The sequence below is a fragment of the Bacillus sp. SN32 genome, assembly GCF_002837495.1.
GTDB lineage: Bacteria > Bacillota > Bacilli > Bacillales > Bacillaceae > Bacillus > Bacillus subtilis.
In genome coordinates, this window is sequence record NZ_PJCT01000006.1 from 171,528 (window position 1) to 192,678 (window position 21,151).

The 21,151-nt window shown below is 43.0% G+C and carries 24 protein-coding genes and 1 rRNA gene; 19 read left to right on the forward strand and 6 right to left on the reverse strand.

Annotated features, from left to right (window positions below; translation table 11 throughout):
• Positions 1-18: 18 nt before the first annotated feature.
• From recX to CW370_RS19080, 3 genes are all read left to right on the forward strand, one after another.
• A complete protein-coding gene (recX, locus tag CW370_RS19070) occupies positions 19-813 on the forward strand; it encodes a recombination regulator RecX (RefSeq protein ID WP_003243354.1) in 795 nt (264 codons plus the stop codon).
• 1 nt (position 814) lies between these two features.
• Positions 815-1,129, forward strand: a complete 315-nt coding sequence (locus CW370_RS19075; protein ID WP_024573179.1) for a YfhH family protein — start codon at positions 815-817, stop codon at positions 1,127-1,129.
• A gap of 142 nt (positions 1,130-1,271) precedes the next feature.
• On the forward strand, positions 1,272-2,465 hold the full coding sequence (locus tag CW370_RS19080; protein ID WP_024573180.1) for an MFS transporter: 1,194 nt from the start codon (positions 1,272-1,274) through the stop codon (positions 2,463-2,465).
• A 31-nt stretch (positions 2,466-2,496) separates the two neighbouring features.
• On the opposite strand, the gene CW370_RS19085 is transcribed toward CW370_RS19080, so the two are convergent.
• Positions 2,497-2,649 (reverse strand): small, acid-soluble spore protein K, encoded by a 153-nt coding sequence (locus CW370_RS19085; RefSeq protein WP_003223241.1) that lies wholly within the window; start codon positions 2,647-2,649, stop codon positions 2,497-2,499.
• Positions 2,650-2,773: 124 nt separating this feature from the next.
• On the opposite strand from CW370_RS19085, the gene CW370_RS19090 reads away from it, so the two are divergent.
• From CW370_RS19090 to CW370_RS19115, 6 genes are all read left to right on the forward strand, one after another.
• Positions 2,774-3,043: a YfhJ family protein gene (locus CW370_RS19090; RefSeq protein ID WP_003243789.1), complete on the forward strand. Its 270-nt coding sequence runs from the start codon at positions 2,774-2,776 to the stop codon at positions 3,041-3,043.
• 144 nt (positions 3,044-3,187) lie between these two features.
• A complete protein-coding gene (locus CW370_RS19095; RefSeq protein WP_101169913.1) occupies positions 3,188-3,706 on the forward strand; it encodes an SH3 domain-containing protein in 519 nt (172 codons plus the stop codon).
• An 84-nt stretch (positions 3,707-3,790) separates the two neighbouring features.
• Positions 3,791-4,123 (forward strand): SdpC immunity protein SpdL, encoded by a 333-nt coding sequence (spdL, locus tag CW370_RS19100; protein ID WP_024573182.1) that lies wholly within the window; start codon positions 3,791-3,793, stop codon positions 4,121-4,123.
• On the forward strand, positions 4,110-4,970 hold the full coding sequence (gene ephM / locus CW370_RS19105) for an epoxide hydrolase EphM (protein WP_024573183.1): 861 nt from the start codon (positions 4,110-4,112) through the stop codon (positions 4,968-4,970). The genes spdL and ephM overlap by 14 nt, the downstream gene beginning before the upstream one ends.
• Positions 4,971-5,201: 231 nt before the next feature.
• Positions 5,202-6,191 (forward strand): glycosyltransferase family 2 protein, encoded by a 990-nt coding sequence (locus CW370_RS19110; protein ID WP_003244113.1) that lies wholly within the window; start codon positions 5,202-5,204, stop codon positions 6,189-6,191.
• Positions 6,192-6,262: 71 nt separating this feature from the next.
• Positions 6,263-8,848, forward strand: a complete 2,586-nt coding sequence (locus CW370_RS19115; RefSeq protein ID WP_029946391.1) for a YfhO family protein — start codon at positions 6,263-6,265, stop codon at positions 8,846-8,848.
• Here the strand turns inward: CW370_RS19115 and CW370_RS19120 are convergent.
• Positions 8,841-9,824, reverse strand: coding sequence for a metal-dependent hydrolase (locus CW370_RS19120; RefSeq protein ID WP_014476212.1), 984 nt, complete (start codon positions 9,822-9,824; stop codon positions 8,841-8,843). The genes CW370_RS19115 and CW370_RS19120 overlap by 8 nt on opposite strands.
• Positions 9,825-10,039: 215 nt before the next feature.
• Here CW370_RS19120 and mutY point away from each other — a divergent pair, with 215 nt between their 5' ends.
• Complete coding sequence (gene mutY / locus CW370_RS19125) at positions 10,040-11,149, forward strand: A/G-specific adenine glycosylase (protein ID WP_024571593.1); 1,110 nt, start codon at positions 10,040-10,042, stop codon at positions 11,147-11,149.
• A gap of 7 nt (positions 11,150-11,156) precedes the next feature.
• On the opposite strand, the gene CW370_RS19130 is transcribed toward mutY, so the two are convergent.
• On the reverse strand, positions 11,157-11,381 hold the full coding sequence (locus CW370_RS19130) for a hypothetical protein (protein WP_003233542.1): 225 nt from the start codon (positions 11,379-11,381) through the stop codon (positions 11,157-11,159).
• An 81-nt stretch (positions 11,382-11,462) separates the two neighbouring features.
• On the opposite strand from CW370_RS19130, the gene fabL reads away from it, so the two are divergent.
• The 5 genes from fabL (at position 11,463) to CW370_RS19155 (ending at position 15,474) form a co-directional block, all read left to right on the forward strand.
• Positions 11,463-12,215 carry an enoyl-[acyl-carrier-protein] reductase FabL gene (fabL, locus tag CW370_RS19135; RefSeq protein WP_003223262.1) on the forward strand — a complete coding sequence of 251 codons (753 nt, stop codon included), beginning with the start codon at positions 11,463-11,465 and terminating at the stop codon, positions 12,213-12,215.
• A 68-nt stretch (positions 12,216-12,283) separates the two neighbouring features.
• Positions 12,284-12,538 carry a gamma type acid-soluble spore protein SspE gene (gene sspE, locus CW370_RS19140; RefSeq protein WP_003233541.1) on the forward strand — a complete coding sequence of 85 codons (255 nt, stop codon included), beginning with the start codon at positions 12,284-12,286 and terminating at the stop codon, positions 12,536-12,538.
• Between the two features lie 172 nt (positions 12,539-12,710).
• Positions 12,711-12,971, forward strand: coding sequence for a YgaB family protein (locus CW370_RS19145; protein ID WP_003242708.1), 261 nt, complete (start codon positions 12,711-12,713; stop codon positions 12,969-12,971).
• Positions 12,972-13,114: 143 nt separating this feature from the next.
• Positions 13,115-13,645: a nucleoside tri-diphosphate phosphatase gene (ntdP, locus tag CW370_RS19150; protein ID WP_003223272.1), complete on the forward strand. Its 531-nt coding sequence runs from the start codon at positions 13,115-13,117 to the stop codon at positions 13,643-13,645.
• Between the two features lie 86 nt (positions 13,646-13,731).
• Positions 13,732-15,474, forward strand: a complete 1,743-nt coding sequence (locus tag CW370_RS19155; RefSeq protein WP_024571592.1) for an ABC transporter ATP-binding protein — start codon at positions 13,732-13,734, stop codon at positions 15,472-15,474.
• 76 nt (positions 15,475-15,550) lie between these two features.
• Here CW370_RS19155 and CW370_RS19160 read toward each other — a convergent pair whose 3' ends face one another.
• Together CW370_RS19160 and CW370_RS19165 are read right to left on the reverse strand one after the other, a co-directional pair.
• Entirely contained in the window at positions 15,551-16,612 is a 1,062-nt protein-coding gene (locus CW370_RS19160; protein ID WP_014479224.1) for an aromatic acid exporter family protein, read from the reverse strand.
• A gap of 220 nt (positions 16,613-16,832) precedes the next feature.
• Positions 16,833-18,122, reverse strand: a complete 1,290-nt coding sequence (locus CW370_RS19165) for a glutamate-1-semialdehyde 2,1-aminomutase (protein ID WP_029946392.1) — start codon at positions 18,120-18,122, stop codon at positions 16,833-16,835.
• A gap of 151 nt (positions 18,123-18,273) precedes the next feature.
• Between CW370_RS19165 and bcp the strand changes: the two genes are divergently transcribed.
• Both bcp and perR read left to right on the forward strand, forming a co-directional pair.
• Positions 18,274-18,747 carry a thioredoxin-dependent thiol peroxidase gene (gene bcp, locus CW370_RS19170; protein ID WP_024572676.1) on the forward strand — a complete coding sequence of 158 codons (474 nt, stop codon included), beginning with the start codon at positions 18,274-18,276 and terminating at the stop codon, positions 18,745-18,747.
• Positions 18,748-18,869: 122 nt separating this feature from the next.
• Positions 18,870-19,307, forward strand: a complete 438-nt coding sequence (gene perR / locus CW370_RS19175; protein ID WP_003223285.1) for a peroxide-responsive transcriptional repressor PerR — start codon at positions 18,870-18,872, stop codon at positions 19,305-19,307.
• Between the two features lie 34 nt (positions 19,308-19,341).
• Here the strand turns inward: perR and CW370_RS19180 are convergent, their stop codons facing one another.
• Positions 19,342-19,695, reverse strand: a complete 354-nt coding sequence (locus CW370_RS19180; protein ID WP_014479226.1) for a YgzB family protein — start codon at positions 19,693-19,695, stop codon at positions 19,342-19,344.
• A 207-nt stretch (positions 19,696-19,902) separates the two neighbouring features.
• Between CW370_RS19180 and CW370_RS19185 the strand changes: the two genes are divergently transcribed.
• On the forward strand, positions 19,903-20,787 hold the full coding sequence (locus tag CW370_RS19185) for a nucleotidyltransferase-like protein (protein ID WP_003243727.1): 885 nt from the start codon (positions 19,903-19,905) through the stop codon (positions 20,785-20,787).
• Between the two features lie 293 nt (positions 20,788-21,080).
• Positions 21,081-21,151, forward strand: a 16S ribosomal RNA gene (locus CW370_RS19190); the annotation flags it as partial.

The following is a 21,151-nucleotide window of genomic DNA, read 5'->3' on the forward strand; positions in this document are numbered from 1 at the left end:
CTGAGAAGGGAGATTAAGATGCCGTTTATTACAAAAATATCAACGCAAAAAAAGAATACGGAACGCTTCAATATTTTTCTGGATGATAAATACGCCTTCAGCGTGGACGCGGATGTGCTCGTGAAATTTGAGCTCAAGAAGGGAAAAGAACTCGATGATCTTGACATCATTGAGATTCAATACGGCGATGAAGTGAAGAAAGGCTTCAACCGTGCGCTTGACTTTTTATCCTATCGAATGCGGTCGACGAAAGAGGTCGAGGACCACTTAAAGAAAAAAGAAACCTCGCCCCCCGTCATTGCGGAAGTCATCCATAGGCTTAACGATTACAAGTACTTAAACGACCAGGAATTTGCCGCAGCCTATGTCAGCACTCACAAAAAAACAAACGGAAAAGGCCCTGATGTTTTGTTCAGAGAGCTAAGAGCGAAGGGAATTGATGACGATACAATTAAGGAGGCGCTAAGTTCCTTTTCCTTTGAAGATCAGACAAGAGAAGCGGTCAAACATGTTGAAAAGCTTCTCAAAAAAGATAAAAAGCTTTCGACGAAAGAACTCAAACAGCGCGCCCAGCTGCAGCTTCAGCGCAAGGGCTTCTCATTTGATGTTATCAGCGCGGCGATGGATCAGATTGAATATGAAAATGATGAAGACACAGAGAAAGAAGCGCTGCGCCTTCACGCGGAAAAAGCGTTTAGAAAATACCGCTATGACGGCTCATATGAAAGCGCCATGAAGGTCAAACAATTTTTATTCCGCAAAGGATTCTCACTCGATTTAATCGAGCAATTACTGCAGGAAGAGGAGTACTGAAATGGACAAACGATACAGTCAAATGACACCGCACGAACTCAATACCGAAATCGCATTACTTTCTGAAAAAGCAAGAAAAGCCGAACAGCATGGAATCATAAACGAACTGGCAGTGCTCGAACGGAAAATTACGATGGCAAAAGCATATTTGCTGAACCCGGAAGATTACTCACCGGGAGAAACATATCGTGTGGAAAACACTGAGGACGAGTTTACCATCAGTTATTTGAATGGCGTTTTCGCATGGGGATACAGAACCTCTTCCCCTCAGCAAGAGGAAGCGCTGCCAATCTCAGTATTGCAAGAAAAAGAATAAAGCGTAACAGGAGGCTGATGATCAGCCTCTTTTTGTTTGCAGCACATTTACACGAATTCTTAAAGAAAAAATCATTGAATTCACTTGAAAAATCTTTTAAGATGAAACTCGTTGTTTTTTAAAATCAAAGGAGGCGATGACGTTGAGTATCAAAAACCCATCTGTAAAATTTATTATATTTGTTCTTATGATTTGTACATTTTCAATCGGCTATACAGAATACGCGGTGATGGGTATTTTGACGTCGATTGCCAATGACTTTCATATACAGGTTTCATCCGCAGGGCTTCTTGTCACGGCTTATGCGGCAAGCGTTTGTTTGACAGGGCCGCTCGTCACCATCATTTCCGTCAAGCTTCCGAGAAAGCCTGTGCTTCTTGGGCTGATGGCGATATTTACCCTTTCAAACCTGATGAGCGCACTGGCGCCGAATTTTACGGTATTGGCCATTTCAAGAATTTTATCTGCGTCCATACACGGCGCTTTCTTCGCGATTGCCATGGTATTCGCAAGTGAAATGGTTCCGCCGGAAAAGCGTGCTGCAGCTGCTGCTTCAATGAACGGCGGACTGACAGTGGCTCTAATGCTTGGTGTTCCATTCGGCTCTTATCTCGGAGATGTCCTGAATTGGAGAGCGGTGTTTTCCATCATTACGGCACTTGGTGTCATCGGATTTTTAGGCCTTATGGCTGCCGTGCCGAACAGAAAACCAAAAGTGATCCCAATGCTTATGAATGAGTGGGGGGTTTTTAAACACAAACAAGTGCTGTTTTCCTTCGCGATTACCATTTTAGGCTATTCCGGTGTCTTTATCGCCTACACCTTTATTGAACCCATTTTGAGGCATTCAGCCGGATTCAGCACGGTTGGCATTACAGGTGCTCTCTTTGCGTATGGATTGGGAGGCGTTGCCGGGAATTTCTTTGCTGGAAAGGTACCGCTGCCTTTGCTGACTCGGACGATGATCGGCGTAATGATCGGTTTAATCGGTGTTCTGGCTGTATTTCCTTACATCGCCATTTACCCGGCTGCAGCCATTGTGGCAACGTTCCTATTCGGGGCATGCGCATTCGGCACGCCGCCTCTTCTGCAAACAAAAGTCATTTCCTCATCTGAGGGCGGCACAACCATTGCCGCAGCTGTCAGCGTATCAGCATTTAACCTTGCCAATGCCCTTGGTGCATGGATCGGCGGAATGATTTTAAACGGAACAGGCTCTTATTCCTGGCTGTTTGCAGGCGGTGCGCTTATGACCGCATGCGGACTTGTGCTTTCTACCTTCGCACACTTATCAGAAAAGAAGAGCGTCTACGAATATCAAGTCAATAAAGGGTAAAAACAGCTGCAGTGTATGCAGCTGTTCTTCTTTACCGTTTGCCTGAGGCTCTCATTCTTTCTTGAGGATGCTGATTGATAGATCCGTCAGCACGCTTAGAAGCATAGTCGTCCTTTGCTCTCGGTTCACCCTGAAATTTGTTTTCGTTTTCGTAAGGAAATCCTTTTTCTTTATTTCGGACCATGTCATATCCCCCTAGGTTCGAGATCAAAAAGTTGCGTCTTTTCAGATGAAGACGTAAGGTTAGTATATGGAGAACACCACGTAATAAAGCGTTATTTTTTTCCTGAAGAAAGGAGACTGCACACATGAATATGTACATTGAGAAACTGACTAATCTGCTTCTGGAAAAGAACGAGATGATCAGCTATATACAGGCAAAAACGTGGGTGGAATTGTTATGGAGCGATTTCGAAGCAACCTATGCAAAAGCCGGACACGCCTATCAAGGTGAAAAAATGACTGAAAAAATCGTCACACAATGGATTGAAAACTATGGCGGCCAGCTCCACCTTTTTCAAAGCTCCCGTAACGACGTGAATGATTACTTAAATCAAAGCAGAGGCCTTTTGCATTAAAAACCTGCCGTTAACGACCGGCAGGTTTTTTCATTTTCTTAAAATTACCTTAACAGGAAGAAATCATAAACAAAACATGTTTCACCAGCCTGTCAATCAGGGAATACCACTTATATCTTGTCAAAATGCGAGGAGGAGCTTTATATGAAAAAGAAACAAGTAATGCTCGCTTTAACAGCTGCCGCAGGACTGGGTTTGACAGCACTTCATTCCGCTCCCGCAGCAAAAGCTGCGCCCCTTCACGACATATCTGTCAGCATGCCATCATCCGATTCTTACATCATAAAAACAGGAAAGCTGAATGTCCGGACTGAGCCAAATCATAAAGGTGACATTCTCGGCACTGTATCATCAGAACAAAAAGTAAAAGTCGATGGATTTGTAAATGCCGATTGGGCTCAAATTCATTTCAAAGGAAAAAAAGCGTATATTTCAACCCACTTTTTAATGAAAACCGCAAGCCAAGCGAAAACAATGAAACAGACAGCCTTCTATGCACCGACGCCCGAAAATGGAAAAGCTAAACAGCTCTCATCTGGAACAGAGGTGACAATACTTGGGTGGGGATTCAGTGAAAAAGGCGGATTTGACTTCACTTGGGCGTTCGTGGATTATGGCGGAGTTAAAGGCTATATTCACACAAAGGATTTACAAATGCGATAAAAAGGCAGGCCGAGGCTTGTCTTTTTGCCTATGCATGAAACATTTCTTCTTTCTGCACGTAACAATGAGAAAGGAGATGATGATATGACGGGTTTAGTCGGCGGAGGGCTTATGATCATTGCGGGCATACTGATCAAACTGTTTCCTCCCAAATCGATCAACAGTGTGTATGGATACAGAACGAGACGCTCAATGTCAGATCAAAGATTATGGAATGAAGCGAACCGTTACAGTGCATCATTAATGATCCTGTCAGGCTTGGTGATTGCGGGAATGGGTTTGCTGCTGGGATCAAACTTGATTATTCTTCAGCTTATCCTGCTGATTGCCGCCTGTGTCATAACATTTATGCTAACGGAGAAAAGGCTGAAAATCATGACGCACAGTCAAGGAGGAGATAGAAGTGGACGGAGTTAAATGCCAGTTTGTCAATACGAACGGAATCACGCTCCACGTTGCAGCCGCAGGACCGGAAGACGGCCCGTTAATTGTCCTGCTCCACGGATTTCCTGAGTTTTGGTACGGCTGGAAAAATCAAATCAAACCGCTTGTTGATGTGGGTTACCGGGTCATTGCTCCTGATCAGCGGGGCTACAATCTCAGTGACAAACCGGAAGGAATTGATTCGTATCGGATTGATACATTAAGAGATGATATCATCGGGCTTATTACGCAATTCACTGATGAAAAAGCAATTGTCATCGGGCATGACTGGGGAGGGGCTGTTGCATGGCATTTGGCTTCCACACGCCCGGAATATCTTGAAAAACTGATCGCGATCAATATCCCGCACCCGCACGTCATGAAAACCGTAACGCCGCTTTATCCGCCGCAATGGCTGAAAAGCTCGTATATCGCATACTTCCAGCTGCCCGATATACCGGAGGCATCACTAAGGGAAAATGATTATGAAACATTAGACAAAGCGATTGGATTATCCGACCGTCCCGCGCTTTTTACATCCGAGGATGTCAGCAGGTACAAAGAAGCGTGGAAACAGCCGGGCGCGCTGACAGCTATGCTGAACTGGTACAGAGCCCTCAGAAAAGGAAGCTTGGCAGAGAAACCCTCTTACGAAACAGTACCTTACCGAATGATCTGGGGAATGGAAGACCGCTTTTTGAGCAGAAAGCTTGCGAAAGAGACGGAAAGGCATTGCCCGAATGGACATCTCATCTTTGTTGATGAAGCTTCCCATTGGATTAACCACGAAAAGCCAGCCATCGTCAATCAGCTGATTTTGGAATATCTTAAGAACCAATAAGCTAAAATTTCTCTCCATCCGTCTGTCATAATGGCAGACTTTTTCTGTGCGTTTTTTTCATAGTCTGTTTTAAACATGACAAAATAACATTAAAAATCATGAATGTCACCATAAAATTGTAACAAAAAACAGGTTTAAACGACTTTAAAAAAAGGAATAGCCTTACTGAAGATTTGTGTAAAACTCCCCTAAGGCAATACTTAAAAAGAATAATAAAAAGAAGGTGCCTTAATGAAGCAAGGATTAATCTCGATTATTATCCCGTCTTACAATGAAGGGTATAATGTCAAACTCATTCATGAATCTTTAAAAAAGGAATTTAAAAACATTCATTATGACTATGAAATATTCTTCATAAACGACGGAAGTGTTGATGACACGCTTCAGCAGATCAAAGACTTGGCAGCGACGTGCAGCCGGGTGAAGTATATATCTTTTTCTCGGAATTTTGGAAAAGAAGCCGCGATTTTGGCGGGCTTTGAGCATGTTCAGGGCGAGGCGGTTATTGTAATGGATGCCGATCTGCAGCATCCGACATATTTGCTGAAGGAATTTATCAAAGGCTACGAAGAAGGGTATGACCAAGTCATTGCCCAAAGGAACAGAAAAGGGGACAGCTTTGTCCGCTCACTCTTATCATCTATGTACTACAAGTTCATTAATAAAGCGGTGGAAGTCGATTTGCGTGACGGTGTCGGTGACTTCAGATTGTTAAGCCGCCAAGCTGTGAATGCACTTTTGAAGCTGAGCGAAGGAAATCGCTTCTCAAAAGGTCTTTTTTGCTGGATTGGCTTTGATCAGAAAATTGTATTTTATGAAAATGTCGAACGAAAAAACGGCACCTCCAAATGGTCGTTCAGCAGTCTGTTTAATTACGGCATGGACGGCGTCGTTTCATTTAATCATAAGCCGCTGAGATTATGTTTTTATACAGGCATTTTCATCCTGCTGCTTTCCATCATTTATATCATTGCCACATTCGTTAAAATTCTGACTAACGGTATTTCTGTGCCTGGGTATTTCACCATTATCTCAGCAGTGTTATTTCTCGGCGGAGTACAGCTGTTAAGCCTTGGAATTATAGGTGAATATATCGGCCGAATCTATTATGAAACAAAAAAACGCCCGCATTATTTGATCAAAGAAGCGAATATCCCGAACAAAGACCTGCCTGAAACGAACGAATTAAAAAGCATGCGGCGTCTGACAAAAATGCACTGAAAATACCAAACGCCATTGGCAGTGCTTTTTTTGCGTGTCTATTATCTTAAAAGCAAGACTGGAGAATTTATATGAAAAGAAAACATATCATGATCTATGCGGCCAGTTTGCTGGTGTCCGTTCTGGCACACGCTTTTTTTGTGAAAGAATGGGCGGAAGGCAGGTATATGACAGGTCCGGGTGACGGGCTTGCGCAAATGATCGTATTTAAAAAATTATTATTTGACCAATATACACACGGGAATTTTTTCTACAATTATTCATTCGGACTTGGTGGCGGCACATTCAGTCAGCTCGGCTATTATTTTTCTGCGTCTTTTCTTTTTCTTGCTGTGTCCGCCGCTGTTTGGCTGCTTCAAGCCGTCCAGCTGATCGGAGAAGCGGATACGCTTTTTTGGGCAGAGTCAGCTGTTTTTATCAGTATTTTCAAATTGAGCTTGATCATCTTTACGTCCGCTTCTGTTTTTCATTATCTTCTCAAGCACAGGGCGGCATCGTTCACGGGAGCTGTGTTATACGGCGTCTCAATTATTTATTTCCGTCACGAAGCGTATTGGGAATTTTTCACCGATACAATGGTTTGGCTTCCGCTGCTTGTGCTTGGCGCAGAAAAAATTATTAGAGAGCGGCGTCCGGCGTGGTTTATCGTTGCGTGTTCGCTGACGTTAATCAATAATTTTTACTTTGCATACATAAACCTTATATTCATCGGAATCTATGTGCTGTTCAGATGGCTGATCCGTTTGGAACCACATGAAGAGAAAAGATGGATTCAAATCAGATTATTTCTGGTTTCAGGCTTCATTTCTTTTGGCATCAGTGCGGCGGCGTTTGTGCCCGTAGTATACGGTTTTTTAAACAACCTGCGCCCTCCATACAGCCAGAAAATAGAGTGGCTCAATTTCGATGATAATATCTTATTTTCGAGCCGGATCATCATTGTGCCGGCCGCTTTTCTGCTGTTTTTGTTTATTATTTCTTTTTACAAAAACCGTGTGTTTCGTCTCTTTGCCGGATTGAGCCTGCTGTTTATTCTTTTTCATTTCAGTCCGTATGCGGCAAGCGTCTTTAACGGTTTTTCCGCCCCGCAAAACCGGTTTGAATATGTTCTGGCCTTTACCATTGCGGGAGCAGCTGCGGCTGGTTTGTCACAGCTGTCTGATTTGAAACGGAAAGAACTGCTCCCGGCCGCAGCTGTCGTCCTGCTTCTTTACTTGTATCATATCCAAAGGTATAAGCTCGATATATGGAAGCCTGCGAATGAAAGTATTCTATTGCTCTTACTCATGACAATCGCAGCCTTGTTTGCTGCAGCTTTTGCGAAAAAACGGGCAAACATGGCTGTGTACGGCATAATCATTCTTTCTTCGCTGATTGTCGCCAACTCCTATCAAAAATACGCGCTCTCAGAAGGCGGCGATTTGGACAGTGTGACAAAAGAATACCTTACAAGTGAGGAATACAGAGGGCGGGAATCATCTGAGCTCATCAGACGTTTACAGAAGGAAGACGATGATCCGCTCATGAGAATCGACTGGATGAACGGGGTCCGCAATAATACGCCAATCATTTACGGGTTTAATGGCTTCAGCGCGTATTCCAGCATTTTAAACAAAGATCTGCTGGCCTTCTATTGGAATGATTTAAGCATCGATATGGGCAGGGAAAGCGTCAGCCGTTACGCGTCATTGGGAGACAGGGCGAATTTATACAGCCTGCTTTACGGCAAATATTATATGACCGAAAAAACAAACGAAGCCAGCGTCCCGTACGGCTTCAAAAAGCATTTAGAAACAGAGCATTATGCAGTTTATGAGAATCAGTACATGCTTCCATTCGTCAAAACAGCGGATGCCATATACAGCGAAAGTGAGCTGGACCGATTGCCCGCTCTTGCGAAAGAACAGGCGATGCTGAAAGGAATCATATTAAAAGATCCATCAGTAAAAACGGAGCAGACACCAAAACCGTCCAATTTGATCACCAAGTCGGACATCACTGCAAAACAAGCCCAGTATCAAAACGGGCTGCTAACCGTAACTGGAGAAAACGGAGGAGAGCTGATCATCACCCCGAAACAGCCATCATCCGCTCCGGGAGACTACTATGTCAGCTTTTATTTGAAAAGCAAAGCAAAAGACAAAGGATTTACGTTAAAGGTAAATGATTATGTCACAACAAGGAAATCGAACAAATCGATATATAAAACCGGAGTAAATAATATAACGGTAAGAGTGCCTAAATCACGCCATATCTCAATCAATCTTCCGAAAGGAACCTATGAGCTGAGAAACATAGCGCTCTATGAAGAAAATTACCAAACGCTGAAAAACGCTGTAATGCAAAATAAAACAGAGAAAGCAGACAAACTGAATTGGAACAAAAATCGACTGACCTTTGCATATCATCTGTCAAAAGACCAGTACATCATGCTTCCGATCCCATATGAAAAAGGCTGGGAGCTGAAGATCAACGGAAAAACACAGAAGATCGAAAAAGCGGATTATGCTTTTATAGGCTTCAAGGCGCAAAAGGGAGACAATCACATTGAGCTGACTTACTATCCGCCATACTTCAAAATATCGGCGATCATATCTCTCGTCAGTCTGCTGCTTGCTGTTTTTTATATAAGACGTAAAAAGCCCGGCTCTATATAGAGCCGAGCTTTAATTTTTTCTGTAGTTTTTCTTCGCTGAATATCCATCCCGTATAGGATGAACGAATTGTGAGATCATGGCCGATATGAACAATTGCGACAAACGGATAATGGCCTTTGCTCCGATAACGCAGGTCGATAAATCTCACCTCATAATGATCTTTAAACGTATCCACTTCCCACCGGTAAACCGGAGAAAAGGACAGAAACGCCGCGATGTTATCATCCTGCTTTGCCGCATGCATTACATCGGTTTCAGGAACAGGCACCCGATTAAATGTATCCAGAATCACGACATGTCCTTCCATGCTTCTTCCTACATAGAAAGCATGTGCTGTCGTCACTGCGATTCGCCATTGCCTGAATTTCATCGTTGGAGAAATAATAATGCTTTCGATCTCATCATGAATCATCTCATGAAGCTTCCGTTTAATTCTCAGCTGCATGATCAGGCGCACCAAGTAATAGCCTGCCAATATGATATATAAGCTGAGAAACGTGATGCCGGGACTCCCGCCTGCATACCAAATCGCGATAGCTGCTAGATGGCTGATAAAAATAAACGGATCAAACGTATTAATCAGCCCGAGCGCAACCCATTTTTTCGAAAACGGACGAATGGCTTGTGTTCCATAGGCGTTGAATATATCAACAAAGACATGCAGAACGACTGCCAGCAGTGTCCACAGCCACAGGTGCAGAAAATCGGCCTGAGGATAAAATAAATACAGAATCGCCGGGATGATGACAGACCAAAACAAAACGGCAGGAATTGAATGGGTAAATCCTCTGTGATTCCTTATATAAACAGCATTGTTTTTAAGCTTTAACACAGTATCAATATCCGGAGCCTGAGAGCCCGCAAGCGTTGCGATCATAACAGCGTGAGCCATTGCCGGATCTGATCCGACAACAGGATCAAGCGTCGCAATACCGCCCAGTGCGATGCCCATAACGACATGTGTGCCCGTATCCATAGGTGACCTCCTTGCAGGATGATCCTGCACATTCACTTTGTAAGAAATTCCCCATTTTCATATACCCAATTTTTAAACTGATTCAATCGTTCTCATATGTTTCCGCTTTTTCTTTATTACTATTTAATGTAACATATTATCGTACTGTGCCCTTAGTGTACAACAAAAAACAGTCTAAAGAAAAGCGGGGCGCGAAAGACTGGGGAGAAACACATATGAACGTACTTGAAGACAAATTAAAACAAAAAGACATACAGCAATTTCGCGATGATTTAATCTCATGGTTTGAACGAGAGCAGCGCGTTCTGCCGTGGAGAGAGGACCAAGATCCTTATAAGGTATGGGTATCTGAAGTGATGCTGCAGCAAACGAGAGTAGAGACAGTGATTCCTTACTTTCTGCGGTTTGTGGAACAATTCCCGACAGTGGAAGCGCTCGCTGATGCTGATGAAGAAAAGGTGCTGAAAGCATGGGAAGGGCTCGGCTATTATTCGCGAGTCAGAAACCTGCAAAGCGCGGTAAAAGAAGTGAAACAGGAATACGGCGGCATTGTCCCTCCAGACGAGAAAGATTTTGGCGGGTTAAAAGGCGTCGGCCCTTATACAAAGGGAGCGGTGCTCAGCATTGCCTACAATAAACCCATTCCCGCGGTTGACGGAAATGTGATGCGTGTCATGTCCAGAATTCTTTCTATTTGGGATGATATTGCCAAACCAAAAACAAGAACGATCTTTGAAGACGCCATACGAGCTCTTATTTCCAAAGAAAAACCATCTGAATTTAATCAGGGCTTGATGGAGCTTGGAGCCTTGATTTGCACGCCAAAATCACCCTCATGCCTGCTATGCCCGGTTCAGCAGCATTGCTCAGCATTTGAAGAAGGCACTGAACGGGAGCTTCCGGTAAAAAGCAAAAAGAAAAAGCCCGGGATCAAAACCATGGCCGCGATCGTACTGACTGATGAAGACGGACAAGTGTATATCCACAAACGGCCGTCTAAAGGTTTGCTCGCCAACCTGTGGGAATTCCCTAATCTTGAAACACAAAAAGGGATCAAAACTGAGCGTGAACAGCTCATTGCTTTCTTAGAAAACGAATATGGCATACAAGCTGATATCAGTGTTCTGCAAGGTGTAGTCGAGCATGTTTTCACCCACCTGGTATGGAATATTTCAGTGTTTTTCGGTAAAGTAAAACAAGTGTCGGATACCAGCGAGCTGAAAAAAGTAACGAAAGAAGAGCTCGAACAATTTGCGTTCCCGGTGTCACATCAAAAAATCTGGAAGATGGCAGTAGAAGCAGCCGCCATCTCGGCTGCTCCGTAAACCATTCTTAATCGTAAGAGACGCGCGTGCCGTGGCTGTAGTCCGCTTCATTGCGCTTCATTCCGCCGCGCGCTTCAATTTCTTGCGTTAATTCCCGGTATTTTGATTGGCCTTCTTCGTTCAAATAAGGCATAATTTGCTGAAAGGCATGATGAAAATAAGCGAGTTCACTGTTCTTCCAATCTTTTTTGGAAACCATGTTCAATTCGCTCATATCACGTCCGACATACATAACAGAAGACCCCCTTTAAAGTTCTTGCCATTATTGTTTGTGGAAATAAAAGAACTATACGCTACAAGGAGATGAGGAAAAATGGAACAAAATAAATGTGCACTCGTAACAGGAAGCAGCCGCGGTGTCGGAAAAGCGGCCGCGATCAGACTTGCTGAGAACGGCTATAACATCGTCATTAACTATGCACGCAGCAAAAAAGCAGCATTAGAAACAGCGGAAGAAATCGAAAAGCTTGGCGTTAAAGTGCTTGTCGTAAAAGCAAACGTAGGACAGCCTGCAAAAATCAAAGAAATGTTTCAGCAAATTGATGAAACGTTCGGCAGACTTGATGTTTTTGTCAATAATGCCGCTTCAGGAGTACTAAGACCTGTCATGGAATTAGAAGAAACACACTGGGACTGGACGATGAACATTAATGCGAAAGCATTGCTTTTCTGCGCTCAGGAAGCTGCCAAGCTAATGGAGAAGAACGGAGGCGGGCATATTGTCAGCATCAGTTCATTAGGCTCTATCCGCTATCTTGAAAACTACACCACGGTCGGTGTATCAAAAGCAGCGTTAGAGGCTTTAACCCGTTATCTTGCCGTTGAGCTTTCACCAAAACAAATTATCGTCAATGCTGTTTCAGGCGGAGCGATCGACACAGATGCGCTGAAACACTTCCCGAATAGAGAAGATCTGCTTGAGGATGCGCGCCAAAACACGCCGGCGGGACGCATGGTCGAAATTAAAGACATGGTTGATACTGTTGAGTTTCTAGTGTCTTCCAAGGCTGACATGATCCGCGGACAGACAATTATCGTTGACGGCGGACGCTCACTGCTCGTTTAAAAATTTTTAAAAAAGAGGAATAGCTATACGATCACCTGCACATTCTAATGACCGTGGAGGTGATAACAATGGCTAACTCAAATAACTTCAGCAAAACAAACGCTCAACAAGTTAGAAAACAAAACCAACAATCAGCTGCTGGTCAAGGTCAATTTGGCACTGAATTTGCTAGCGAAACAAACGCTCAGCAAGTCAGAAAACAAAACCAGCAATCAGCTGGACAACAAGGTCAATTCGGCACTGAATTCGCTAGTGAAACTGACGCACAGCAGGTAAGACAGCAAAACCAATCTGCTGAACAAAACAAACAACAAAACAGCTAATCACTGAAACAGAAAAAAGCACTTCATCTTCGGGTGGAAGTGCTTTTTTCTGTTTGAAAAACGACAAAACTTGTGGAAGGTCTACAGAATGAGTCAAAGGGTTTGCTTTACGGAGATCGAAATGATTAAAGGAGGAAATGTTTATACTTTCATCAGGCTGAAGGAGGAACCGATGACCGAATTTGAAAAGCTGGTAAGTGAACAGATGAAAACGATGGATAAGCTTCTCGATCTCCAATCAGAGCTCGACCGCTGCAAACAAATTGAGGCGGAACTCCGGCATTTGGAAAGGGATGCAAGGCTGCGTGGGATTCAGGCTGAAATTGCGGTAAAACGGAAACACCTTGCCGATATACAGGATATGTTTCAAAAGCAGACAGAGCAGGTCATTCGTTCTTATCGCAGCTCAGAAAAGCCGTCTTCCTTTGTGTAGTGTAGGAATGTGCCATTCCCCGGCCGGAATGGCTCTTTTATTTTCATTTTTCAATTTGTAACGTTATAATAGGTAAAAGACGTTGTCGGTAAGCAAATTTGGACATACTAACTGTAGGGCTTTATAGAAAGTAGGGGAGAAATATGGGCTATCCCAAGGAAGGAGAAACCATTCAAATTCACAGCTATAAGCACAACGGGCTGATTCATAGAATTTGGAATGAGACAACAATCTTAAAAAGTACAGAAATGTGTGTCATCGGAGCCAATGACCGGACGATGGTAACCGAATCAGACGGCCGGACATGGATAACCAGAGAGCCCGCAATCTGTTATTTTCACGCAAGACAATGGTTTAATGTCATCGGGATGCTGAGGGAAGACGGGGTTCATTATTATTGCAACATCAGTTCTCCGTTTGCCTATGATGGCGAAGCAATTAAATATATTGATTATGACTTAGATGTTAAGGTTTTTCCTGACATGACCTACAATATTCTCGATGAAGACGAATATGATGATCATCGGAAAGCCATGAATTATCCAAAAGAAATCGACAGTATTTTAAGAGACTACTTAAATACGCTGCTCCATTGGATTCACCAGCGTCAGGGACCGTTTGCGCCCGAGTTTGTCGATATGTGGTATGAACGGTATCTGCGCTATACAAAATAATGGTTACGTAAAAACCTGTTGCGGGGTACAACAGGTTTTTCACATGGGCTCACACACATCATGAGAAAGAGAGAGGGGGAATCAACGTGGGGGTTATGAAACGCTACATGCAATTCGTCAAACCTTATAAGAAGCAAATTTTCGTTACAGTGTTAATCGGGATCGTCAAATTTTCCATTCCGCTTGCTCTCCCATTGCTTCTGAAGTACGTAGTTGACGACATTATTCAAGGAGGCGGCACGGCCAGTGACAAAACCACGTCATTGTTCACGATTATGGCGATCATGTTCGCCTTATTTTTAATTTTGCGCCCGCCTGTTGAATATTACCGGCAATATTTTGCCCAGTGGACTGCCAGCAAGGTGCTTTATGATATAAGAGCTAAGCTGTTTGACCATATACAAAAACTGAGCCTTCGTTTTTACGCGAATACAAGAACAGGGGAAGTCATTTCCCGAGTGATTAATGATGTAGAACAAACAAAGGATTTCGTCATCACAGGGCTGATGAATATATGGCTCGATATGCTGACGATTTTGATTGTAATCTCTATCATGCTCACACTGGACGTTAAATTAACGCTGATTTCTATCGTATTATTCCCATTATACGGAATATCAGTGAAGTATTTTTACGGCCGTTTACGAAAGCTGACAAGGGAGCGCTCACAGGCTCTTGCTCAAGTGCAGGGGCATTTGCACGAACGCATTCAAGGCATGCCTGTCATCAGAAGCTTTGCGATAGAAGATCATGAACAGGCTCAATTTAATGAGAAAAACGGTCATTTCTTAGATAAAGCCATCCGACACACGAATTGGAACGCCAAAACCTTTGCGGTCGTTAATACCATTACAGATTTGGCGCCGCTCATCGTCATAGCGTGCGCCGGGTATTTTGTCATTAATGGACCGCTGACAGTCGGAACAATGGTCGCGTTTGTCGGATATATTGACAGAATGTACAACCCTGTTAGAAGGCTGATCAATTCCTCTACAACTTTGACACAGTCAATCGCATCAATGGACAGGGTGTTTGAATTTATTGACGAGCCCTATGAACTCACTGACAAACCAAATGCGATAAAGGCCGATGAAATTCGCGGAGGAGTGGAGTTTCAAAACGTTTCGTTTCAATATGAGAAGGACAAAGAAAATATTCTTCATGATGTATCCTTAAAAGTAAATAGAGGAGAAACTGTAGCTCTCGTCGGCATGAGCGGAGGAGGAAAATCAACGCTCGTCAGCCTGATCCCAAGATTTTATGATGTAACAAGCGGCAGACTGCTGATTGATGGGACGGATATTCGCGATTATGAAGCAAGAAGCCTTCGCAACCAGGTTGGTATGGTGCTTCAGGATACCTTTTTATTTAGTGAAACGATTTGGGAAAATATCGCGATCGGCAAGCCTGATGCCACACTTGAAGAGATAATCGAAGCCGCCAAAGCTGCAAATGCCCATGAATTTATCATGAGTTTTCCAGAAGGATATGAGACCCGGGTGGGAGAACGAGGCGTTAAGCTTTCAGGCGGACAAAAGCAGCGGATCTCAATTGCGCGGGTATTCCTGAAAAATCCGCCGCTCCTCATTTTAGATGAAGCTACATCAGCTCTGGATTTGGAAAGTGAGCATTACATTCAAGAAGCGATGGACAAACTGGCGAAGGATAGAACAACTTTTGTTGTCGCCCACCGTTTATCGACAATCACCCATGCGGATAAGATTGTTGTCATGGAAAACGGCACAATCATTGAAATCGGAACCCATGATGAACTCATGGACTATGAGAGCCAGTACAAGCATTTATTTACCATTCAAAATTTGAACTAAAACATCAATCTTATATCCTTTTAACGAAGGATATAAGATTTTTTTGTGTATAAAAAAACCCGGCTGTTTAACCGGGTTACTCTTCTGTTTCTATTTCGCAGTCTTTCGGATGATACGTTTGAAAACTTGTGATAAGTGTTTCCAAATGTTCAAGCTGCTCGCGATATTCCACGGCGCTTGCCATAATATTGAGCATGTTGTAATCAATAAGCTCCTCATCCGTATTCTGCTGATTTTTTAAAAATGACTTTGTTAAAAGCTGCTTATACTGGATGCCTTCTTCAACCGCGTCATCATGCGGCTTGATTTTTCCGACAAACCTCATCAAAATCCGTTCGTGCCAGTAAAGCAGGTAATCAAGTTCTTCAGTCAGTGTTTCCTGAAACTCTTCCGGCATATGATAGATCTCGTTTTCCAGACGATGCAGCTTCTTCAATGTATCAAGCGCCCGATTTGCCGTAATAATGGCCTGTCTGAACAGGACAAGCTTTCTTGATTTCACATAAGTCGTTTTCTTAAAGTAACTTCTTTCTTCTTTATATAGAAGATATGTCTGATCAAGCTTGATCATTTTTTCTTTCAGTTTTTCAATATCCTCTTTCAAAATCGAATGCTCTGTCGACTGCCGCATGGACAATCTGATCCACTTCATAATTTCTTCGGTGTTTTCGACAGTATTATGAATCAGCTTTGTTTCGTACTTAGGAGGCAAAAACACAAGGTTGACGATAAAGGAAGAAAGCACCCCTAAGATGACTGTGCTTGTTCTGATCAGCGCGAACATTAAAAAGTCGTCACCGGCAGATTCTAATATCGCAATGACTGTTACAAGAGCAATTGAAATTGTATGTTCAATTTTAAGTTTCAGCATGATTGTAATGACAATAACTGCTGTTAACCCGATCATAATCGGGCTGGGTCCGAAAATAAGGCCGAACACTGTGGCAATCACAGCTCCGATGATATTTGCTTGAACCTGATCAATAATAATGAGAAAAGAGCGGTAAATCGACGGCTGGATCGCAAATATCGCTGCAATTCCAGCGAAAATCGGCGCGGGAAGCCCGATCCACGAAGCCAAATAAAGGGCAAGTGTAATCGCAATCCCGGTTTTGAAAATGCGGGCACCAAGTTTCATTGGTTTGTGCATGCATTCCTTTCTATAGTAAATTGTGTGACATAGCAAATGGGCTAATCCTTAAAATTCCCGGTTAGTTTATTTGCTAAACAATTAAGTAATATACAGGGATCGATACAAATATTCAAGCTATTTTTCTAGAAAAAGACCAAAATCTTACACGTTGTTTGATTCCATAAAAAAAACAGGAGCTCAAAGCTCCTGTTCAAGGTATCTGATTCTAGTTTTTAAGATGTTTAAAAGCATCCTCGACCGCTGCAAGCGTGTCTTTAATATCCTGCTCTGTATGTGCTGTGGTAATAAACCAAGCTTCATACTTAGAAGGTGCTAAATTAATTCCGCGTTCCAGCATCAGCTTGAAAAACGTAGCGAATGTTTCTCCGTCACTCCGTTCAGCCTGCTCGTAATTTTCGACTTTCTCATCAGAGAAGTATACCGTGAGCGCACCTTTTAACCGGTTGACCGTAATGGTGATGCCGTGTGTTTCTGCGTGCTTCAAAATACCTTCCTCAAGCATAGCGCCAAGGTGATCAAGCTTTTCATACACGCCTTCCTCTTTGAGCACTTCCAGACAAGCGATGCCTGATAGGATGGAAGCGGGGTTCCCTGCCATTGTTCCTGCCTGATAAGCAGGCCCTAGCGGAGCTACCTGCTCCATGATTTCTTGTTTGCCGCCATAGGCGCCAATCGGAAGTCCACCGCCGATAATTTTCCCGAGTGCTGTTAAATCTGGTTTCACCTGTAAGAGATCCTGCGCGCCGCCATACATAAAGCGGAAAGCCGTAATGACTTCATCGTAAATAACGAGAGCGCCTGCATTATGTGTCAATTCATTTACTTTTTCTAAGAAGCCCTCTTTCGGCTCGACGATACCGAAGTTGCCGACAATCGGTTCAACGAGAACCGCCGCGATTTCACTGCCCCATTTATCAAGAGCCGCTTTATAGCTATCGATATCATTAAATGGTACTGTGATCACTTCGTTTGCAATGCTTTTCGGTACACCGGCTGAGTCTGGCGTGCCGAGAGTAGACGGGCCGGAGCCTGCGGCGACAAGCACAAGGTCCGAATGCCCGTGATAGCAGCCCGCAAATTTAATGATTTTTGTCCGGCCTGTATATGCGCGAGCCACGCGGATGGTCGTCATAACGGCTTCAGTTCCTGAATTGACGAATCTTACTTTGTCCATAGCGGGAATGGCTTCTTTGAGCATCTTTGCAAATGTAACCTCGTGTTTCGTTGGTGTTCCATACAATACACCGTTCTCTGCCGCTTTTTTAATCGCTTCTGTAATATGCGGGTGGGCATGTCCTGTAATAATCGGACCGTACGCCGCTAAATAATCGATGTATTTGTTGCCGTCCACATCCCAAAAATAAGCGCCGCTTGCTTTCTCCATTGCAACAGGAGAACCGCCGCCGACTGCTTTATATGATCTAGACGGGCTGTTTACACCGCCGACAATGTGCTGTAATGCCTCATTGTGAAGTTCAATTGATTTTGTATGCAAGAATAAAAACCTCCTATATCTCCATGCGTCCTTTCTATTGTAGCATGCTTCCGAACAAGAACAATGGCTTCGGGCTTCAGATTCAGCTGAGATGGTTGTAATCTGGACAAGAATTGGATACGCTTAATAAAAAACATCCGGAGGTAACGTAATGACTATAGAAATCGGACAAAAAGCGCCTGATCTTGAGTTAAAAGGCGATCATGGGGAAACAGTAAAATTATCGGATTATAAAGGAAAGTACATCGTGCTTTATTTTTATCCAAAGGACATGACACCGGGATGTACAACTGAAGCATGCGATTTTCGGGACAGTCACGAAAGCTTCGCCGAACTGGATGCGGTCATTATCGGCGTCAGCCCGGACAGCCAGGAAAAACACGGAAAATTTAAAGAGAAGCATAACCTGCCATTTCTGCTTCTTGTTGATGACGAGCATGAGCTGGCGGAAGCATTTGATGTGTGGAAGCTGAAGAAAAACTTCGGAAAAGAGTATATGGGAATCGAGCGTTCCACTTTTTTAATTGATAAAGAAGGCCGGCTCATTAAAGAATGGAGAAAAGTAAAAGTAAAGGACCATGTAGCCGAAGCGCTTCAAACCCTCAAAGATATGTCGGAAAAGTAAATCTCTATGAGCCTATGCTTACTTTTACCCTGATATCAATTGACAAATTATCGTAGAAAGAGTTACACTAATTATAAACATTACAATGTAAGAATTTTTTTTAGAAGAGAGGTGCATGACGGATGGCTGCACATGAACTAAAAGAAGCCTTAGAAACGTTGAAGGAAACCGGAGTTCGCATTACTCCTCAACGTCATGCGATTCTGGAATATCTCGTTAACTCTATGGCTCATCCAACAGCGGACGATATATATAAAGCTCTGGAAGGGAAATTTCCTAACATGAGCGTAGCGACAGTATATAACAATTTGCGTGTGTTCCGGGAATCAGGTTTGGTAAAAGAGCTCACATACGGTGATGCTTCCAGCAGATTCGATTTTGTGACATCTGATCACTATCACGCGATTTGCGAAAACTGCGGTAAAATTGTGGACTTCCACTACCCGGGCCTTGATGAAGTGGAACAGCTCGCTGCCCACGTCACGGGCTTCAAGGTAAGCCACCACCGTTTAGAAATTTACGGCGTCTGCCAAGAGTGTTCGAAAAAAGAAAATCATTAAAAATAAGCTGACCGCACGAAACGGTCAGCTTATTTTATTTCGACATTTTCTTTTTATTATAAGACTCATCAAATTCTTTTCCTTCTAATCCCTTATCTAAAGTCAGCGGCTCTCGGCAATGCATGCACATATCGACTCTTCCTAAAACCTTTGTCTCTTTATCACAGCCTGGACAAATGACGCGAACCGCTTTAGTCGAAAGCATTCCGATCCAAAAGTAAACTACCGTGCTGAGACCGATGGATAAAAGCCCAAGTATCATAAACAAACTAGAAAGCAAAACTGACTCTTTGAAAAAGATCCCGATGTACATAATGATAAACCCAACGAAAACCAAACTTAACGCAAATGTTCTGATTTTATTAATTTTGCTGGAGTATTTCGCCATGTCCATCCCCCTCTGATTTAACTATAGCACAAACCCGATGGGATTTTCTTCATGTTTTCGGTTGAATTGGAATTTACTTATGGAGACTTACTGTGAAATTGTTTATAATAGTTCAATGTGTTTAGAAAAAAGGAATTTCGTTTTAACCATAGAATTGAATCAAATAGAGAATAAAAAAATTTGAACAATTGCATTGGAGGAATAGTGATGGAAAATCTTCTCCGTCCAATTTACCAAGAAAGAGCAAGTCACCCCAATACATTGGCTGTCATTATGATTGAGAGAAGAAACAAAACATCTTCCTTAACAGATAACTTTGATGCAGCTTTGCTGGTGATTGTAAAGGATGCTGATGAGCCAGTTTTTATAAAGCATTATGAATTTGATCATCAAACAGCTTCTTTGCATGTGGTAACAGATTCTCAGATTCAAGAATGGATTTTGCTTGGAACAAATAGAAGAATCATAGATTGGATTGTAAATGGCAGAGTCTTGTTTGACCGTAATGAATACGTAGTTGAACTGATTGACAGGCTGAATACATTTCCGTTTGCCGAACGTAAACTGAAGATCGGACTCGAATACGGCAAATTAATCAGAAGGTATGTTGAAGGGAAAGCTTTTTTTGAAGCCAATCAATTTTTAGATGCCTACAATGCCGTTGTTCATGCGCTGCATCATTTAGCACGTATTGAAGTAATCGACAGAGGATTCCATCCCGAAACCACGGTGTGGAGCCAAGTGCGCCAGATGGAGCCCCAAGTGTACAAATTATATTCCGAGCTGATTGAAAGTCATGAGAGCCTGGAAAAAAGACTTGAATTATTATTCTTAGCAAATGATTTTCTCATCCATTCCAAAGCCGAGATCGGTTCGGCGCATCTTTTCGAAGTAATGAAAGAAAAAGACATTTGGCAATTCGGTGAGCTTCTTCAACATCATGACCTAAAGCACTTTACCCAAGATCTTGGCGTTATGCTTGATTACTTGACGGAAAAGGGACTTATCAACGTCTGCCAGATAGAAACGAAAGGACAGGCTGTCTATCACCGAGGATATTCTTTTAAAAAAGGTGTTGACTCTGATTCTTGACCGTGTTATATTATTAAACGTCGCTGATGCGCTTCTGAGAAAACAAGCTCACAGCGGCGGGAAAATAAATCAAAAAAACATTTGACAAAAGAAAGTCAAAATGTTATATTAATAAAGTCGCTTCAACAAGAAGTGAAAATGATCTTTGAAAACTAAACAAGACAAAACGCACCTGTTAATTCAGTTTTAAAAAAATCGCACAGCGATGTGCGCAGTCAGTCAAACTAGGGCCTGCACGACGCAGGTCACACAGGTGTCGCCGCAGGATGCGGTGAACTTAACCTGTGATCCATTTATCGGAGAGTTTGATCCTGGCTCAGGACGAACGCTGGCGGCGTGCCTAATACATGCAAGTCGAGCGGAC

What these genes read in the sequence shown, in the direction of transcription:
- recX (WP_003243354.1), top strand. Translation starts at nt 19, where the DNA reads ATGCCGTTTATTACAAAAATATCAACGCAAAAAAAGAATACGGAACGC.
- CW370_RS19075 (WP_024573179.1), top strand. Translation starts at nt 815, where the DNA reads ATGGACAAACGATACAGTCAAATGACACCGCACGAACTCAATACCGAA.
- CW370_RS19085 (WP_003223241.1), bottom strand. Translation starts at nt 2,649, where the DNA reads ATGGTCCGAAATAAAGAAAAAGGATTTCCTTACGAAAACGAAAACAAA.
- CW370_RS19090 (WP_003243789.1), top strand. Translation starts at nt 2,774, where the DNA reads ATGAATATGTACATTGAGAAACTGACTAATCTGCTTCTGGAAAAGAAC.
- CW370_RS19095 (WP_101169913.1), top strand. Translation starts at nt 3,188, where the DNA reads ATGAAAAAGAAACAAGTAATGCTCGCTTTAACAGCTGCCGCAGGACTG.
- spdL (WP_024573182.1), top strand. Translation starts at nt 3,791, where the DNA reads ATGACGGGTTTAGTCGGCGGAGGGCTTATGATCATTGCGGGCATACTG.
- CW370_RS19110 (WP_003244113.1), top strand. Translation starts at nt 5,202, where the DNA reads ATGAAGCAAGGATTAATCTCGATTATTATCCCGTCTTACAATGAAGGG.
- CW370_RS19115 (WP_029946391.1), top strand. Translation starts at nt 6,263, where the DNA reads ATGAAAAGAAAACATATCATGATCTATGCGGCCAGTTTGCTGGTGTCC.
- CW370_RS19120 (WP_014476212.1), bottom strand. Translation starts at nt 9,824, where the DNA reads ATGGATACGGGCACACATGTCGTTATGGGCATCGCACTGGGCGGTATT.
- mutY (WP_024571593.1), top strand. Translation starts at nt 10,040, where the DNA reads ATGAACGTACTTGAAGACAAATTAAAACAAAAAGACATACAGCAATTT.
- CW370_RS19130 (WP_003233542.1), bottom strand. Translation starts at nt 11,381, where the DNA reads ATGTATGTCGGACGTGATATGAGCGAATTGAACATGGTTTCCAAAAAA.
- fabL (WP_003223262.1), top strand. Translation starts at nt 11,463, where the DNA reads ATGGAACAAAATAAATGTGCACTCGTAACAGGAAGCAGCCGCGGTGTC.
- sspE (WP_003233541.1), top strand. Translation starts at nt 12,284, where the DNA reads ATGGCTAACTCAAATAACTTCAGCAAAACAAACGCTCAACAAGTTAGA.
- CW370_RS19145 (WP_003242708.1), top strand. Translation starts at nt 12,711, where the DNA reads ATGACCGAATTTGAAAAGCTGGTAAGTGAACAGATGAAAACGATGGAT.
- ntdP (WP_003223272.1), top strand. Translation starts at nt 13,115, where the DNA reads ATGGGCTATCCCAAGGAAGGAGAAACCATTCAAATTCACAGCTATAAG.
- CW370_RS19160 (WP_014479224.1), bottom strand. Translation starts at nt 16,612, where the DNA reads ATGAAACTTGGTGCCCGCATTTTCAAAACCGGGATTGCGATTACACTT.
- bcp (WP_024572676.1), top strand. Translation starts at nt 18,274, where the DNA reads ATGACTATAGAAATCGGACAAAAAGCGCCTGATCTTGAGTTAAAAGGC.
- perR (WP_003223285.1), top strand. Translation starts at nt 18,870, where the DNA reads ATGGCTGCACATGAACTAAAAGAAGCCTTAGAAACGTTGAAGGAAACC.
- CW370_RS19180 (WP_014479226.1), bottom strand. Translation starts at nt 19,695, where the DNA reads ATGGCGAAATACTCCAGCAAAATTAATAAAATCAGAACATTTGCGTTA.
- CW370_RS19185 (WP_003243727.1), top strand. Translation starts at nt 19,903, where the DNA reads ATGGAAAATCTTCTCCGTCCAATTTACCAAGAAAGAGCAAGTCACCCC.